Raw genomic sequence first — 14,722 nt, forward strand, 5'->3', positions numbered from 1 at the left:
GGAAAGCGCGTGCGGGAGGGAACCTTTCGCACCGCAACCGACTCATCAAGCGCCCGAGCGTGTCGGGCGCTTGATGCCGGAGCCGTCGATGTCCCGCCCCCTCCTCGCCGCCGCGTTCCTCCTCGTCGCCGGCGCAAGCGCCGGCCTGGCGCAGGGTGCGAGCGGTCCCACACCGGTGCCGGGGACGCCCGCCACCCTCGCCAACGACCTGCGCCCGACCTTCGTCGCGCAGGAGCCGAGCGACCTCGTCGCCTCGAAGCTGATCGGCCAGAGCATCCAGAACGGCGCCAACGAGACGATCGGCTCGATCGCCGACATCGTGCTCGGGCCCGATCTCGCGGTGAAGTCCTACGTCGTCGGCGTCGGCGGCTTCCTCGGCCTCGGCACCAAGTACGTGTCGGTGGCGCGCGAGGCGCTCAAGGTCACCCGGGTCGACGACAAGACCCTGAAGGCGGTGATCAACACCGACAAGGACCAGCTCCGCGCCGCGCCGGAATACGTCTATCTCGGCCAGCAGCCCGACAAGGCCAAGTCCGACGCCCCGAAGACCGCCGATGCGCCGAAATCCGACGCGCCCGCCGCCACCGGCACCACCACGACCCAGCCGGCGCAGCAGTAAGGACCTCGTCCGGCTGGCCGGACGGCGGCGCGCGTGGCACGCTGCCGGCCGGGTTCACCGCCGGACGCATCATGCCCCTCGACCTCTATCTCGGCTTCGTCGCCGCCACGATCGTCCTGATCCTGATCCCGGGCCCGAACGTCGCCCTGATCGTCGCCAACAGCGTGGCCCACGGCACCCGCTACGGGCTGATCACGGTGGCGACGGTCGGCGCCGCGCTCACGGTCCAGCTCGCCCTCACCGTCGCCGGCCTCTCGGCGATGCTGGCCGTGATGGCGGCGTGGTTCGAGACCCTGCGCTGGCTCGGCGTTCTCTACCTCGTCTGGCTGGCGTTTTCCGCCTGGCGTGCGCCCGCGACCGACCTCGCCCGGACCGCGCCCGAGCCCCGGGCCGTCCGGATCGTCGCCCTGCGCGGCTTCCTCGTGGCGCTCACCAACCCGAAGACGCTCCTGTTCTTCGGCGCGTTCCTGCCTCAGTTCGTCAGCCGCGACGCCGAACCCCTCGGACAGTTGCTGCTGCTCGCCGCGACCTTCCTGGTGCTGGCGATCGGCGGCGACGTGGTCTGGGCGCTGGCGGCGGGACGCGCCCGGGTGGTCCTGGCGCGCGGACGCTGGCGCAACCGGGTGACGGGCGGGTTGCTGCTCGGCGCCGGGGTGGGCTTGGCGCTGGCGCGGCGGCCTTGAGGATCCAAGAGCCTCCTTCATCCTACCCTGATCCTCATCCTGAGGTGCTGGGCGATCGTCGATCGACCGACACCTCAGGATGAGGTCGAGCATCGGAAGACGCGAAAGCGGACGGGCCGAGGCGACCAGTTTCGCCTCACACCGGGCTCCACCCCGCCGCGCAATCCCGCACCAGCTGGCGCAGGAAAGCCTCGCCCGCCTCGAACGCCGCCAGCGTGATGTACTCGTCCGGCTGGTGCGCCTGGTCGATCGAGCCCGGGCCGCAGACCACGGTCGGCAGGCCGGCGAGCTGGAAGCGGCCGGCCTCGGTGGCGTAGGGCACCGTGATGGTGTGGTTGCGGCCGGCGAGCCGCAGGGCCAGGCGCTCGGCCGGGGAGCCGGGCTCCGGCGCCAGCCCCGGCACCGCGGCATCCTCCTCGGTCTCGATGCGGCCGTAGGCGCCGAAGCGGTTGAGCCGCTCGCGGGTCACCCGCTCGACTTCCCGATCGAACAGGGCCGGGATCTCGTCCCGGGGAAGGTCCGGCAGGCCGCGGAACTCCCACTGGAACTCGCAGGCCTTGGGCAGGATGTTGCGGGCGGTGCCGCCGCCGATCACCCCGACATGGACCGTGGTGTAGCCCGGATCGAACCGGCCGCCGGCGTCGCCCCGCGCCGCCATCTGGTCGGCGATGCGGTTGAGGCCCGCCACCAGCTCGGCCGCCGCCATCACGGCGTTGGCGCCGAGCGCCGGCTTCGAGGAATGCGCCTCGTGGCCGTGCACGGTGGTGCGGTAGGTGTAGATGCTCTTGTGGGCGTCGGCCACGTCGAGGTCGGTCGGCTCGCCGACGATCACCGCGCCCGGCCGCGGGAGGTCGACGCCGAAGCGCGCGATCACGTCGGCGACGCCGAGGCAGGTCAGCTCCTCGTCGTAGGAGAGCAGGATGTGGATCGGCGTCTTCAGGTCGGCCGCCAGCATCTCCGGCACGAGCGCGAGGCACAGCGCGTCGAAACCCTTCATGTCGACGGCGCCGCGGCCGTAGGCCCGGCCGTCGGCGATGCGCAGGGTGTAGGGATCGCTGGTCCAGTTCTGGCCGGCCACCGGCACCACGTCGGTATGGCCCGACAGCACCACGCCGCCGTCCCGCATCGGCCCGACCGTGGCGAAGAGCGCCGCCTTGTCGCCGGCCTCGTTGGGCGCGATCACGTAGGGAACGCCCCAGGCGTCGAGGTACTCGGCCACCCAGCGGATCAGGGGCAGGTTCGACTTCTGGCTCTCGGTATCGAAGGAGACCAGCCGGGCGAGGAGTTCGAGCGGGGTCAGGCGGGGGCCGGTCTTGGTCATCGGGCGGGCTGTCTCGCGGGGAGGGAATGCCCCGGTCTTAGCGCAAGCTCAGCCCCCTCGACAGCCGCGCCGGCGCAAGGTTCCCCAGACGCCGGAGCACGGGTGCCCGTCAGTGCATCACCCGGCGCACGTGGGGCGAGTCGAGCGAGAAGGCGGGAATCGCCGCCTCGAAGCTGCTGCCGTCGGCGGTGGACATCGTGTAGGTGCCCTCCATCGTGCCGTCCGGCGTCGTGAGGGGGCAGCCGCTGGTGTAGCTGAACGACTCGCCGGGCCCGAGCACCGGCTGCTTGCCGACGACGCCGGCACCGCGCACCTCCTGCAGCTCGCCGCGGCCGTCGACGATGCGCCAGTGGCGGGAGCGCAGCTGCACCTGCTCGCTGCCGTTGTTGGTGATCTCCACCGTGTAGGCGAAGAAGTACCGGCCGCTGTCGGGCGAGGATTCCTCCTCGACGAAGCGCGGCTGCACGGACACGCTGATGCCGCGGGTCTCGGCCTTGTACATCAGGGAACCTCCGCTGGCGGCCCGCGCGTGAGCGCGACGGCCGGCGGGGGGCGTGGTACGTCCGGCCTTCCGGATCGTCAATCACCGGCGATGGCAGTCGGTAATCCTGCACGAGGCATCCTCCCCCGTCATGCGGCTTCTCCCCTCGTCCACAGCCGCCGCCGGCGCCGCCGCGGGGCTGGCTGCCGCCGCGGCGCTCGCCCTGCGCGCCGATCCCGCGGCGCTCGTCCTGCTCGCGGCCTGGTGCGGCCTGGCGCTCCTCGCGAGCCCGGGGCAGGGGAGAGGGGCCGGGAGCGGGCCCTGGCTGCGCGCCGCCCTCGCCGTCGCGCTCGCCTGGCGGATGCCGGGCTGGCCGGCTGCGGCGCTCGTCGCGGCGCTCCTCCTCGAGGTCGCGGCGGGGCGCCTGACCGCGCTCGCCGCCGCCCGGACCGGAATCGCTCTGCCCGGCCTCGACCTGCACACCCTCGTGCTGGCCGGCGGACGGGCGGCCGACGTCGTCGCGGCGCTCGCCGTCGCGGCCATGATCCTGCTGCCGGAGCGGCAGCCCCTGATCGCGAGCGCGCTCGCCGGCCTCACCGCCATGGGGGCGATCGCCCGGGCGAGCCTCGCGCTCGCCGTCGTCCGGGGGGTGCGCGACGAGGCGTGAGCCTCTTCACCTCATCGAAACCGTGGCATACGACGATGGCCCGTTGAGGATGGACGGATCATGGTGCAGCTCGAGGACGGGATTCAATCGGCGGAGAGCATTGCGGCGCTCGCCGCCGCCGGGGTGATCCGCCCCGCCGCCGCCTTCGCGGACGACCAGATCCAGCCGGCGAGCCTCGACCTGCGCCTCGGCGCCCGGGCCTGGCGGGTGCGGGCGAGCTTCCTGCCGGGGCGCACCCGCGACGTCGCCGCCTGCCTCGACAAGCTCAAGCTGCACGAGATCGACCTGCGCCAGGGCGCGGTGCTGGAGACCGGCTGCGTCTACATCGCCGAGCTGCAGGAGGGGCTGGCCCTGCCGCCCGACGTCGCGGCGAGCGCGAATCCGAAGAGCTCGACCGGGCGCATCGACGTGTTCACCCGCGTGATCACCGATCAGGCGCGGGAATTCGACATGGTCGAGGCCGGCTATGCCGGCCCGCTCTTCGCCGAGATCTCGCCGCGCACCTTCCCGGTGCTGGTGCGCACCGGCTCGCGCCTGTCGCAGCTGCGCTTCCGCCGCGGCGCGGTGCGGCTCGACGATGCGGCGCTCGCGCGCCTGCACGCGACGACGCCCCTCGTCGACGCCGCCGATCCGTCGTTCCAGGGCGGCGTCGCGGTCTCGGTGGACCTCTCGGGGTTCGACGGGCTGATCGGCTACCGCGCCAAGCGCCATACCGGCCTCGTCGACGTCGACCGACCGCGCTCCTACCCGGCGGGCGAGTTCTGGGAGCCCCTGCGGGCCGACGGCTCCGGCACGCTGATCCTCGATCCGGGCCAATTCTACATCCTGGCCTCCAAGGAGGCGGTGCAGGTGCCGCCGGACTTCGCCGCCGAGATGGTGCCGTTCGATCCCCTCGTCGGCGAGTTCCGGGTCCACTACGCCGGCTTCTTCGATCCGGGCTTCGGCCACGCCGAGGCCGGCGGCACCGGCGCACGGGCGGTGCTCGAGGTGCGCTCCCGCGACGTGCCGTTCATGCTGGAGGACGGCCAGATCGTCGGCCGCCTCGTCTACGAGCGCATGGCCCGGCGCCCGGCTGCCCTCTACGGCAGCGCCGCCGGCTCGAACTACCAGGCGCAGGGGCTGAAGCTGTCGAAGCACTTCGTCTGACGCCGCCCGTCGACTCGCCGGCAGGACCCGAAAACCCTCCATCGTCATCCCGGATTCCGCTTTTGCGGCCCCGGGATGACCCGGACGGTGTGACAAGGGAGCGCTCGTCACGCCGGCTCCGTCACGCCCGCCCCCGCCGGCGCGACCTCGGCCGCCGGGCGGGCCGGCGGCACCAGCAGGGTCAGCAGGGCGCCGAGCAGGCCGAGCCCGGCCAGGATGCCGAAGATCGTCTCGAGCGCGAAGCCGCCGCCCGCCAGGACCCCGCCCAGGATCGGGCCGCCGACGCCCCCTAGGCGCCCGAAGCCCGCGCACCACGCCACGCCGGCGCTACGCACGTTGGTGCGGTAGTAGTTCGCCGTGAGCCCGTAGATCAGCGTCTGCGTGCCGCTCGTTCCCATGCCGACCAGCGCCACGATGGCGAGGAGGACGCCGAGGGAGAAGCCCATCGTCAGGAGCAGGATCGCGACGGCCCCGATGGCGAAGCAGGCGGCGACCGCGAGCTTGGCCCCGAAGGCGTCCGCCACCTTCGATCCGAGCAGGGCGCCGAGCACCGCGCCCCCGTTGAGGACCACCAGGAAGGACAGGGAGCCGCGGGCGTCGAACCCGGCGCGCAGCATCAGCTCGGGCAGCCAGGTGTTGAGCGAGTAGACCAGCATCAGGCCGGTGGCGCTCATCAGGCCGAGGAGCAGGGTGGGGAGGGGGTAGGTGGCGAACAGGCCGGCCCAGCCCGCCCGTCCGGCCTCCGCCGCCTCGGGCGCCGCAGCGGCACCGCCCGGCACCGCGGCGATGCTCGGCATCGCGGCGATGCTCGGCACCGTGGCGATGCTCGGCACCGTGGCGATGCCCGGCATCGCGACGCCGGTCCGCTCGGCGATCGCCCGCGCCTCGTCCAGCCGGCCCCGGGCGACGAGCCAGGCCACCGATTCCGGCATCTTGACGTAGGCCAGCGGCAGCAGCGTCACGAGGGGCAGGGCGCCGATCCAGAACAGGCCGCGCCAGCCGATCGCTCCCAACAGCGCGATGGCCAGGGCGGCGGCCATCAGGCTGCCGAGCGGCACGCCCGAATACACGACGGCGTTGCACAGGTTCTTCCGGCCCCGCGGCGCGAACTCGGAGACGAGCGCGGCCGTCGTCGCCACCAGCGCGCCGACGCCGAGCCCGGTGAGGAAGCGCATGAGCCCGAACGTGGCGGTCGTCCCGGTCATCGCCGTGACGGCCATGCCGACCGAGAACCACGCATAGGCGACCAGCATCACCTTGCGCCGGCCGACGATGTCGCCGACCGAACCGGCCAGCAGCGCCCCGACCAGGACCCCGAGGAGCGCGTAGCTGCCGAGCTGGCCGGCGATGGCGGGCGTCACCGCGCCGAGCTGCGTCGGGTCGCGCAGGAAGGTCGACACGCACGCGCCGTAGATGACGAGGTCATAGCCGTCGAAGATCAGTCCGACCAGGGCGAGGCTCATCACCCAGAGGACGGTGCGGAACTGTTTCGCCTGCCGGGCAGCATCAGGCGTCGTCGCGGTGATCGACATGGTGCGCTTCCTCTTCCGTCATGTTTTGGTTTTTCAAGTCGCTTGCTGGTTCCGCTCGACGAGCGCGACACCCTCATGGTCATTCCCGGGGGCGCTGAAGCGGAGCCCGGAATCCAGGTGCGCAGGACGATCAGGATGACGCGGACAGCGTCCCGATCTGTGCGGCACCGCCGGCGGTTCCGGGGCTGCCTCCGGCAATCCGGGCTCCGCTTTCGCGGTGCCGGAACGACGCGGTGGTTGCCGGGTCCCGTGGAGGGGAGGGTCCTTGTCTCGACCGTCCGCCTCACCGCCGGTCGAGCAGGATCCGCCCGAGGAAGTCCGCCAGCGCCGCGTGCCCGTCGAGCGGCAGGACGTTCGCGACGAACTGGTCCGGCCGCACGACGACGAGCGCGCCGCGCGAGCGGTCGATGCCGCGCAGATCGAAGATGTCCGGCCCGGTCTTGAGGTCGGGGGTGTAGGCCTTCTCGTAGTCGATCAGCCCGAACCGGCCCTTGCGCGGCAGCAGCAGCGGCGGCAGATCCTCGACGCGCAGGTCGCGGTGGCCGCGCTGGAAGATCGCCCGCACGTCGATGACGCTGTCGATGTCGGCATCCCGCGGGGTGTGGCGACGGACCGGCGAATCCTCGGATTTCCACAGGACGTGCATCAGCGCGTCGAGCCGTGCGCCTTCCGCATCCGCGAAGGCGTAGAGCCGCCAGGCGCCGTCGGCCCGGGCGGCGTGGCCGAGCTGCACCGGCTTGGCATCGGCCAGGCGGACCACCGGGGCGGAGTGGAAGCGCATCCCGACGGGGAAGCCGGTCGCGAGGGCCTGATGCGTGCCGTCCGCGGTGAGGCAGGTCTCGGGCGCGTAGCGCGTCGCCACGCCGGCGGTGTAGCGGCCGGATTGCGTGAAATACGCCTGCAGCTCGGCCGGGTCGACGCCGGCGCGCTCCGGATGCCTGGGATCCCGCGGCGGCGAGGCCATGATCTTCGACCATTCCTTGTCGAAGTCGATCAGCTCCTGGGCGACCGCGTGGCGCTCGACCGTGTAGGTGCGCAGGAGTTCGGGCCCGGCGCGCCCGTCGAGCACCGCGGCGAGCTTCCAGCCGAGGTTGAACGCGTCCTGCATCGACACGTTCATGCCCTGGCCGGCCTTGGCGCTGTGGGTGTGGCAGGCATCGCCCGCGATGAAGACCCGGGGCGCGCGAGACCGATCCTCGCCGACGTCGTCGAACCGGTCGGTGACGCGCTGGCCGACCTGGTAGACCGCGAACCACGCCACGTCCTTCACCTCCAGGGTGTAGGGGTGCAGCACGCGCCGCGCCGTCTCGATGACCGTCTCCTGCGTGATGCTGCGGAACGCCTCGCGGTTCTCCGGGTCGATGACGCCGAGATCGACGTAGAGGCGCACCAGATGGCCGCCCTCCCGCGGGATCAGCAGGATGTTGCCGGCCTCCGCGGACTGGATCGCCGCCTTGAGCCGGATGTCCGGGAAGTCGGTGACGGCGAGCATGTCGACCACGCCCCAGGCGTGGTTGGCGAAGTCGCCGCGTGGAACGGCCCCGATTGCGTCACGTACCCGGCTGCGGGCGCCGTCGCAGCCCACGACGTACTTCGCCCGCACGATCCGCTCGCCGCCCTCCGCGTCCCGCAGGGTGACCGCGACCGGGTGGTCGCCCGCAGGGTCGATCGCGAGCGTCGCGAAGTCGAGGCCGTGATCCGGCGCGAGCCGCGTCGGCGACTTGGCCATGAACTCCGACAGGTATTGCAGCAGGCGGGCCTGGTTGACGATCAGGTGCGGGAACTCCGACAGGCCGTCCTCGGTGTCCTGGACGCGGCCGGTGCGGGCGATCCGGCCGCGATCCTCTGGTGCCGGGCGCCAGAACGCGGTCTCGTTGACCCAGTAGCCCTCCCGCACCAGCCGTTCGCTCAGGCCGAAGGCCTCGAACATCTCGACCGTGCGGCAGGCGACGCCGTCGGCCTGGCCGACCTGGAGCGGACCGTCGCGCCGGTCGACGATCCGGGTGCGGATGCCGGGAAAGACCGAGAGCTGCGCGGCAAGCAGCATCCCGGCCGGGCCGGTGCCGACGATCAGCACGTCGACGGTCTCGGGGAGGGGACCCGGCCCGGCCTCGAGGCCCGGCGCGGCCGCCTGGATGTCGGGATCGCCCGGCGCGTAGCCGTTCAGGTAGAACTGCATGGTTTCCTCCCGGAATGTCTCTCGCCGCGCAGGGCGAGGATCTCTTGTGCGGGCGCAGCCGCATCGGGCCGTGTCGGCGCGCAGGCCCGGCGCGATCGCCCGCGCAGGGGATGCCGGATCGTGCCGACCCGACCACATAAAGACCGTATACGTTCAATCAGTGTACTGTCAATATCGGTTGCGGATCGGCCGTGGGCATCCCCGCGTGGCCGGACGGGGCGCGAGGATGCATGGCCGCCTCGTGCCGAAGGGGTCGCCAGCAGGATTCCGGCACGCTGGATTTCCTGCCCGGATGAAGTACGAGGCCCCGATGAGCGACCTCTACGGGATGCCCGGCCACCTCGTCCGCCGGCTGCACCAGATCTCGACCGCCCTGTTCGCCGAGGAATGCGCCGAATCCGGCCTGACCTCGGTCCAGTACGCCGCCCTCACGGCGATCCGCGAGAATCCGCAGGTCGACGCGACGCGGCTCTCGGCCCTCATCGCCTTCGACCGGTCGACCCTCGGCGACGTGCTGGAGCGGCTGGAGGCGAAGGGCTGGGTGCAGCGCGGCCCGAGCCCTCAGGACAGGCGGGTCAAGCTCCTGCGCCTCTCGCCGGCGGGCGCGCAGGTGCTGCGCGAGATCGAGCCGGCGGTGGCCCGCGTGCAGGAGCGCCTGCTGGCGCCCCTCGAGGCGGGCGAGCGGGCCGGGATGGTCCGGCTGCTCGCGCGGCTCGTCGATCTGCACGGCCATCTCGGCGGGGACGCGCCGTAGGGAAGTGGACCGTACCGGCGCGGACGCGCCGGGATAGACGGGGCGGCGGGCCCCCCGCGTCAGGCCGCCTTGACCTGCCCGATGAAGCGCGTGACCTCCTGGCGCAGCATCTCCGATTGCCGCGACAGCTCCCGGGCCGCGCCGAGAACCTGGGACGCCGCATGGCTGGTCTGGCCCGCACCGTCGCGCACGCCGGCGATGCTGCCGGTGACCTGCTCGGTGCCGCGGGCGGCCTGCTGCACGTTGCGGGTGATCTCCTGCACGGCGCTGCCCTGCTCCTCCATCGCCGCCGCGATGCTGGAGGCGTAGGTCGACATGTCCTCGATGACCTTGGCGATCTGGCGGATATCGACGACCGCCTCGCGGGTGGCGCCCTGGATCTCGCCGATCCGGGCCCCGATCTCGTCCGTCGCCTTGCCGGTCTGCCCGGCGAGCTCCTTGACCTCGGCGGCGACCACCGCGAAACCGCGTCCCGCCGCTCCGGCCCGCGCCGCCTCGATCGTGGCGTTGAGCGCCAGCAGATTGGTCTGGCCGGCGATGCTCGACACGGTGGCGACGAAGTCGCCGATCCGGTCCGCCGTGCCGGCGAGGCGCTGCACCGTCGCGTTGGTGCGCGCGGCGTCCTCCACGGCGCGGGCCGCGATCCGTGACGACTGGCTCACCTGCTGCACGATCTCCTGGATCGAGGCCGTCATCTCCTCGCTCGCCGCCGCCACCGTCTGGACGTTGGCGGAGGTCTGGGACGCCGCGCTCGCGACCGTGACGGTCTGGCGCGTCGTCTCGTCGGCGACCCCCGTCATGGCGCGGGCGGTGGCCTCCATCTCGGTCGCGGCGCCGGAGAGGCCCGCGGTGAGGCCGGAGACCGTCTGCTCGAACCCTTTCGCCAGGTCGTCGAGGGCGCGGGCGCGGCGCATCCGCGCCTCGTCCTCGGCGGCCTGCGCCGCGGCCAGCCGCTCGGTCTCGACGGCGTTGCGCTTGAACACCTCGACGGCCTGGGCCATCGCCCCGACCTCGTCCCGCCGCGCGAGTCCCGCGACCACGATCGTCCTGTCGCCGTCCGCCAGCCGCGCCATCAGCGCGGTGATCGCCCGGATCGGCGACACGAGCGTGCGCGAGACCATGACCGCCATCAGGAGGGCGAGCGCCAGGCTCGCGGCGGTCCCGGTCAGGGTCATGGCGTAGGCGAGCGTGAAGCTCGTCTCCTGCTCCTTCACGCGCCCGGCCATCAGGTCCGCCTCGACCGTCCGGATCTCCGCGGCCTTGGCCCGCAGCGCGTCCATCATCGCCTTGCCGGCGCCGCCGGCCTCGAGCGCGCGGGCCTGCTCGCGCGTGCCCGCCGCGGCCATCAGGGCGATCTCCCTCTCGGCGACGTCGCGGGTCCAGGCGCCGGCGCTGCGGTCGAGGGCGTCGAGGCGCGCCTGCTGCGCCGGGTTGTCGGCGGTGAGGCGCCTGACCTCGTCGAAGGCGGCCCGGTAGGCCGTCTGCCCGCCGCGGTAGGGGGCGAGGAAGCTCGGATCGGCCGAGACCAGGTAGCCGCGCAGGCCCGTTTCCTGGTCGACCATGCCCGCCAGAATGCCGTCGACACCGTGGAGCACGGCCTGCGTGTGGTCGGTCCAGCCGATCCGGTCCTGGATCGTGCGCAGGCTGCCGTAGCTCACCGCGCTCATCGCCAGGGTGACGGCGACGAGGCTGCCGAAGGCGAGGCTCAGCTTGGGGAGAATCTTTAGATTGTTGAGCGCGCGCATCGGGTGGCTCGCAAGGGATCGCCGAGAGGTGGCCGGCGGCGGGTCGGCCGCGCTGGGTGACGCAGTGCCAAAATCCAAGTCAAAGATTAACGACCCGCAATGAGTTGGGCGCGCCCGATGCTAGGCGCGATCAGGTAACGGTTACCGAGATCAAATCTGCAATTCAAAATTGAAGCGCCGGACGGATTTTGCCCGTCGGCCGATGACGGACGATTGTTGCTATGAAAATCTTCCGCTCACCCTCATCCGGTCCGGCGAAGGCGCTTCCATGGCGGCGCGCGACCGCCATGGAGGTCGGTGCGCCGGCGCCCTGCCGGGGCGGGACGCACGGGCCGGCGTCAGCCCGCCGCTCGCCTGTCGAGGAGCCACACCGTCTCGCCCCGGGCCTTCGCGCGGCCGGACGGCAGATCCTCGCCAGCGGCGAGGCGCGCGAGCGGGGCCCGCTTGCCCTCGCCGGTGACCAGGAACAGGATCAGCGGCGTCGCGCCGAGCGCCGGCAGGGTCAGGCTGACCCGCGGCACGAACGGGCTGAGGCCCGCCTCCGGCACCGCCACCACCCAGGCCTCGCTCTCTTCCACCTCGGACTTTCCCGGGAACAGCGAGGCGGTGTGGCCGTCCTCGCCGAGGCCGAGGAGCACGAGGTCGAAGAGCGGCCGGGCCGGATCGAGCCGGTCCGCGCCGTACCAGATCCGCAATTCGGCCGCGTAGGCCGCGGCGGCGTCTCGCGCCGGCCGATCGGTCGGGATCGGGTGGAGGCGGCCGGGGGGGACGAGATCCCCGAACGCCTCCTCCGCCAGCCGCCGGTTGCTGCCGGCCTCCGGCCCGTCGCCGACCCGCTCGTCGCCGAAGAACCAGTGCAGGCGCGCCCAGGGGAGGCTGTCCCGAAAGTCCGGCCCGGCGAGCAGGCGGTAGAGGAGCTTCGGGGTCGAACCGCCCGACAGGCAGACCCCGACCTCTCCCGATTTCGCGGCCGCGACCGCGACCAGCCGCTCGGCCGCCGCGCGGGCGACGGCGTCCGCATCGGGCAGCACCTCGTGGTCCGCGGGGCGCGCGCTCACGGCTGGTGCTCCAGCGAGCGCCACGCCCGCCTGTCGCGGGTCAGGAGCTCGTCGGCTTGCCCGGGGCCGGCGCTGCCGGCCTCGTAGGGGATCGTCGCGAGCTCGCCCTTGGCCGCCGCGTCGAGGATCGGCTGCACGATCCGCCAGCCGGCCTCGATCATGTCGGCGCGCTGGAACAGCGTCGGATCGCCGATCATCGCGTCATAGATCAGCGTCTCGTAGCCGGTGCTGGGCTCGGCCTTGAAGTAGTCCTTGTAGCAGAATCGCATGTCGACGCTGCCGAGCCGAACTGCCGGGCCCGGGATCTTGGCGCCGAATTGCAGCGAGATGCCTTCGTCGGGCTGCAACTGCAGCACCAGCCAGTTCGGCACGTCCTCGCGCACGGTGGTGCCCTTGAACAGAGACAGCGGCGCCTGCTTGAAGCGGATCGCGATCTCGGTGTCGCGCCTTGTCATCGCCTTGCCGGTGCGCAGGTAGAACGGCACCCCCGCCCAGCGCCAGTTGTCGATGCCGAGCTTCAGGGCCACGAAGGTCTCGGTATCGGAATCCTTCGCGACGTCCGGCTCCTCGCGGTAGTCCTTCACCGCCTTGCCCTGCACCGTCCCGGCTTCGTAGCGGCCCCGCACCGCGTCCTCGGGGCGGGCGGAGGGGGTGGCGAGCAGCACCTCCTCCTTCTTGTCGCGCACGGCCTCAGCCTCGAACGAGATCGGCGGCTCCATCGCTACCAGCGTGTAGAGCTGGAACAGGTGGTTCGGCACCATGTCGCGGAGCGCACCGGTGGCCTCGTAGAACTTCCCCCGTCCCTCGACGCCGACGGTCTCGGCGACGGTGATCTGCACGTGGTCGATGTGGTCGCGGTTCCACAGCGGCTCGAACAGGCCGTTGCCGAACCGGAACGCCATGATGTTCTGGACCGTCTCCTTGCCGAGGAAGTGGTCGATGCGGAAGATCTGGCCCTCGGACAGGACCTTCAGGATGTCGGCGTCGAGCCGTTCCGCGGAAGGAAGGTCGTGGCCGAACGGCTTCTCGATGATCACCCGGCGCCAGCGATCCTCACCTTCGTCGGTCAGCCCGGCCTCGCCGAGCTTGGCGATGGTCGGCCCGAACAGGCTGGCGGCGACCGCGAGGTAGAACAGGACGTTACCGCCGTCCTCACGTCCCGACACCTCGGCGATGGCGCCCTTCAGTTCCTCGAAGGCGGCGGGTTCCGACAGGTCGCCCGAGCGGTAATGCACCCGCGAGACGAGATCGCTCCATACGCCCTCGTCGAACGACCCGCCGCCGGCCTCACCGCCCTTGGCGGTGATGAAGCCGCGCACGGTCTCGCTCAGCTCGGAGCGGAACTCCTCCGACGACATCGCCGAGCGGCTGACGCCGATGACTGAGAAGTCTTTCGGGAGCAGCCCCCAGCGGCCGAGATTGTACAGCGCCGGCATCAGCAGCCGGTGGGTGAGGTCGCCGGTCGCCCCGAAGATCACCAGGGTGCAGGCGGGCGGGGGGGCTGCCCCCTCGGCCATGGAACTCGTCATTTCGGCTCCTGGTGGCCGCCGAAGCCCTTGCGCATCGCCGAGAGCAGCTTGTCGGCGTAGGTGGCGCTCTGGCGCGAGCGGAAGCGGGCGTAGAGGGCGGCCGACAGCACGTGGGCCGGCACCGCCTCCTCGATCGCGGCGTTCAGCGTCCAGCGGCCCTCGCCCGAATCGGCGACGTGGCCCGAGAAGGCGTCGAGGTTCTCGTCGCCGGCGAGCGCCGTCGCCGTGAGGTCGAGGAGCCAGGACGAGACCACGCTGCCCCGGCGCCAGACCTCCGCGATGTCGCCGATGTTGAGGTCGAAGCGCTGCGCCTCCGGCAACTCCGAGGAATTGGCGTGCTTGAGGATGTCGAAGCCCTCGGCATAGGCCTGCATCAGGCCGTACTCGATGCCGTTGTGGATCATCTTGACGAAGTGGCCGGCACCGCTCGGGCCGGCATGGATGTAGCCGTGCTCGGCGCGGGCATCGCGCCCGTCGCGGCCCGGCGTGCGCGACACCTCGCCGAGGCCGGGGGCCAGGGTCTTGAAGATCGGGTCGAGCCGGTCGACCGCCGCCTTGTGGCCGCCGATCATCATGCAGTAGCCGCGCTCCAGGCCCCAGACGCCGCCGGACGTGCCGACATCGACGTAGTGCAGGCCCCGCTCGTCGAGGATCGCCGCGCGGCGGATGTCGTCCTTGTAGAACGAGTTGCCGCCGTCGATGATCACGTCGTCGGGCTGCATCAGCCCGGCGATCTTCATCACCGTGACCTCGGTCGGGTCGCCCGCCGGCAGCATCACCCAGGCGGTGCGGGGCACCTCGAGCTTCGACACGAAGTCCTCGAGGCTGTCGGCGCCGACCGCGCCCTCCTGCACCAGGGCCGCCACGGCCTTGGGATCCTGGTCGAACACCACGGCCGTGTGTCCGTTGCGCAGGAGCCGGCGGACGATGTTGCCGCCCATCCGACCGAGACCGACCATGCCGAGTTGCATCGCGTCACTCCTCGCCGGCGAGGCCGGGGCCGGCGGC

The 14,722-nt window shown here is 72.0% G+C and carries 13 protein-coding genes; 5 read left to right on the plus strand and 8 right to left on the minus strand.

The features are described from left to right. Positions 1-88 precede the first annotated feature (88 nt). Both DK419_RS05600 and DK419_RS05605 read left to right on the plus strand, forming a co-directional pair. Positions 89-619: a PRC-barrel domain-containing protein gene (locus tag DK419_RS05600; RefSeq protein ID WP_109958215.1), complete on the plus strand. Its 531-nt coding sequence runs from the start codon at positions 89-91 to the stop codon at positions 617-619. Positions 620-690: 71 nt separating this feature from the next. Next, on the plus strand, positions 691-1,302 hold the full coding sequence (locus DK419_RS05605) for a LysE family translocator (protein WP_245442840.1): 612 nt from the start codon (positions 691-693) through the stop codon (positions 1,300-1,302). A 136-nt stretch (positions 1,303-1,438) separates the two neighbouring features. Here DK419_RS05605 and argE read toward each other — a convergent pair whose 3' ends face one another. Further along, positions 1,439-2,623, minus strand: coding sequence for an acetylornithine deacetylase (argE, locus tag DK419_RS05610; protein ID WP_109958216.1), 1,185 nt, complete (start codon positions 2,621-2,623; stop codon positions 1,439-1,441). A gap of 109 nt (positions 2,624-2,732) precedes the next feature. Beyond that, a complete protein-coding gene (gene apaG / locus DK419_RS05615; protein ID WP_109958217.1) occupies positions 2,733-3,125 on the minus strand; it encodes a Co2+/Mg2+ efflux protein ApaG in 393 nt (130 codons plus the stop codon). A 130-nt stretch (positions 3,126-3,255) separates the two neighbouring features. Here apaG and DK419_RS05620 point away from each other — a divergent pair, with 130 nt between their 5' ends. Next, entirely contained in the window at positions 3,256-3,771 is a 516-nt protein-coding gene (locus DK419_RS05620; RefSeq protein ID WP_109958218.1) for a hypothetical protein, read from the plus strand. Between the two features lie 60 nt (positions 3,772-3,831). Continuing rightward, positions 3,832-4,917, plus strand: a complete 1,086-nt coding sequence (locus DK419_RS05625; protein ID WP_109958219.1) for a 2'-deoxycytidine 5'-triphosphate deaminase — start codon at positions 3,832-3,834, stop codon at positions 4,915-4,917. A gap of 107 nt (positions 4,918-5,024) precedes the next feature. Here DK419_RS05625 and DK419_RS05630 read toward each other — a convergent pair whose 3' ends face one another. Together DK419_RS05630 and DK419_RS05635 are read right to left on the minus strand one after the other, a co-directional pair. Then, on the minus strand, positions 5,025-6,449 hold the full coding sequence (locus DK419_RS05630) for an MFS transporter (RefSeq protein WP_109958220.1): 1,425 nt from the start codon (positions 6,447-6,449) through the stop codon (positions 5,025-5,027). Between the two features lie 283 nt (positions 6,450-6,732). Further along, a complete protein-coding gene (locus DK419_RS05635) occupies positions 6,733-8,628 on the minus strand; it encodes an FAD-binding monooxygenase (protein ID WP_109958221.1) in 1,896 nt (631 codons plus the stop codon). A 310-nt stretch (positions 8,629-8,938) separates the two neighbouring features. On the opposite strand from DK419_RS05635, the gene DK419_RS05640 reads away from it, so the two are divergent. Continuing rightward, complete coding sequence (locus DK419_RS05640; protein WP_109962146.1) at positions 8,939-9,382, plus strand: MarR family winged helix-turn-helix transcriptional regulator; 444 nt, start codon at positions 8,939-8,941, stop codon at positions 9,380-9,382. Between the two features lie 59 nt (positions 9,383-9,441). Here the strand turns inward: DK419_RS05640 and DK419_RS05645 are convergent, their stop codons facing one another. The 4 genes from DK419_RS05645 to gnd all read right to left on the minus strand — a co-directional run bounded on the left by DK419_RS05645 (position 9,442) and on the right by gnd (position 14,685). Then, entirely contained in the window at positions 9,442-11,127 is a 1,686-nt protein-coding gene (locus tag DK419_RS05645; protein WP_109958222.1) for a methyl-accepting chemotaxis protein, read from the minus strand. Positions 11,128-11,465: 338 nt separating this feature from the next. Then, complete coding sequence (pgl, locus tag DK419_RS05650) at positions 11,466-12,185, minus strand: 6-phosphogluconolactonase (RefSeq protein WP_109958223.1); 720 nt, start codon at positions 12,183-12,185, stop codon at positions 11,466-11,468. Further along, positions 12,182-13,714, minus strand: coding sequence for a glucose-6-phosphate dehydrogenase (zwf, locus tag DK419_RS05655; RefSeq protein WP_109958224.1), 1,533 nt, complete (start codon positions 13,712-13,714; stop codon positions 12,182-12,184). The genes pgl and zwf overlap by 4 nt, the downstream gene beginning before the upstream one ends. After that, complete coding sequence (gene gnd / locus DK419_RS05660; protein ID WP_109958225.1) at positions 13,711-14,685, minus strand: phosphogluconate dehydrogenase (NAD(+)-dependent, decarboxylating); 975 nt, start codon at positions 14,683-14,685, stop codon at positions 13,711-13,713. Before gnd ends, zwf begins: the two co-directional genes overlap by 4 nt. Positions 14,686-14,722 lie beyond the last annotated feature (37 nt).

This window comes from Methylobacterium terrae (genome assembly GCF_003173755.1).
In the GTDB taxonomy this organism is placed as follows: Bacteria; Pseudomonadota; Alphaproteobacteria; order Rhizobiales; family Beijerinckiaceae; genus Methylobacterium; species Methylobacterium terrae.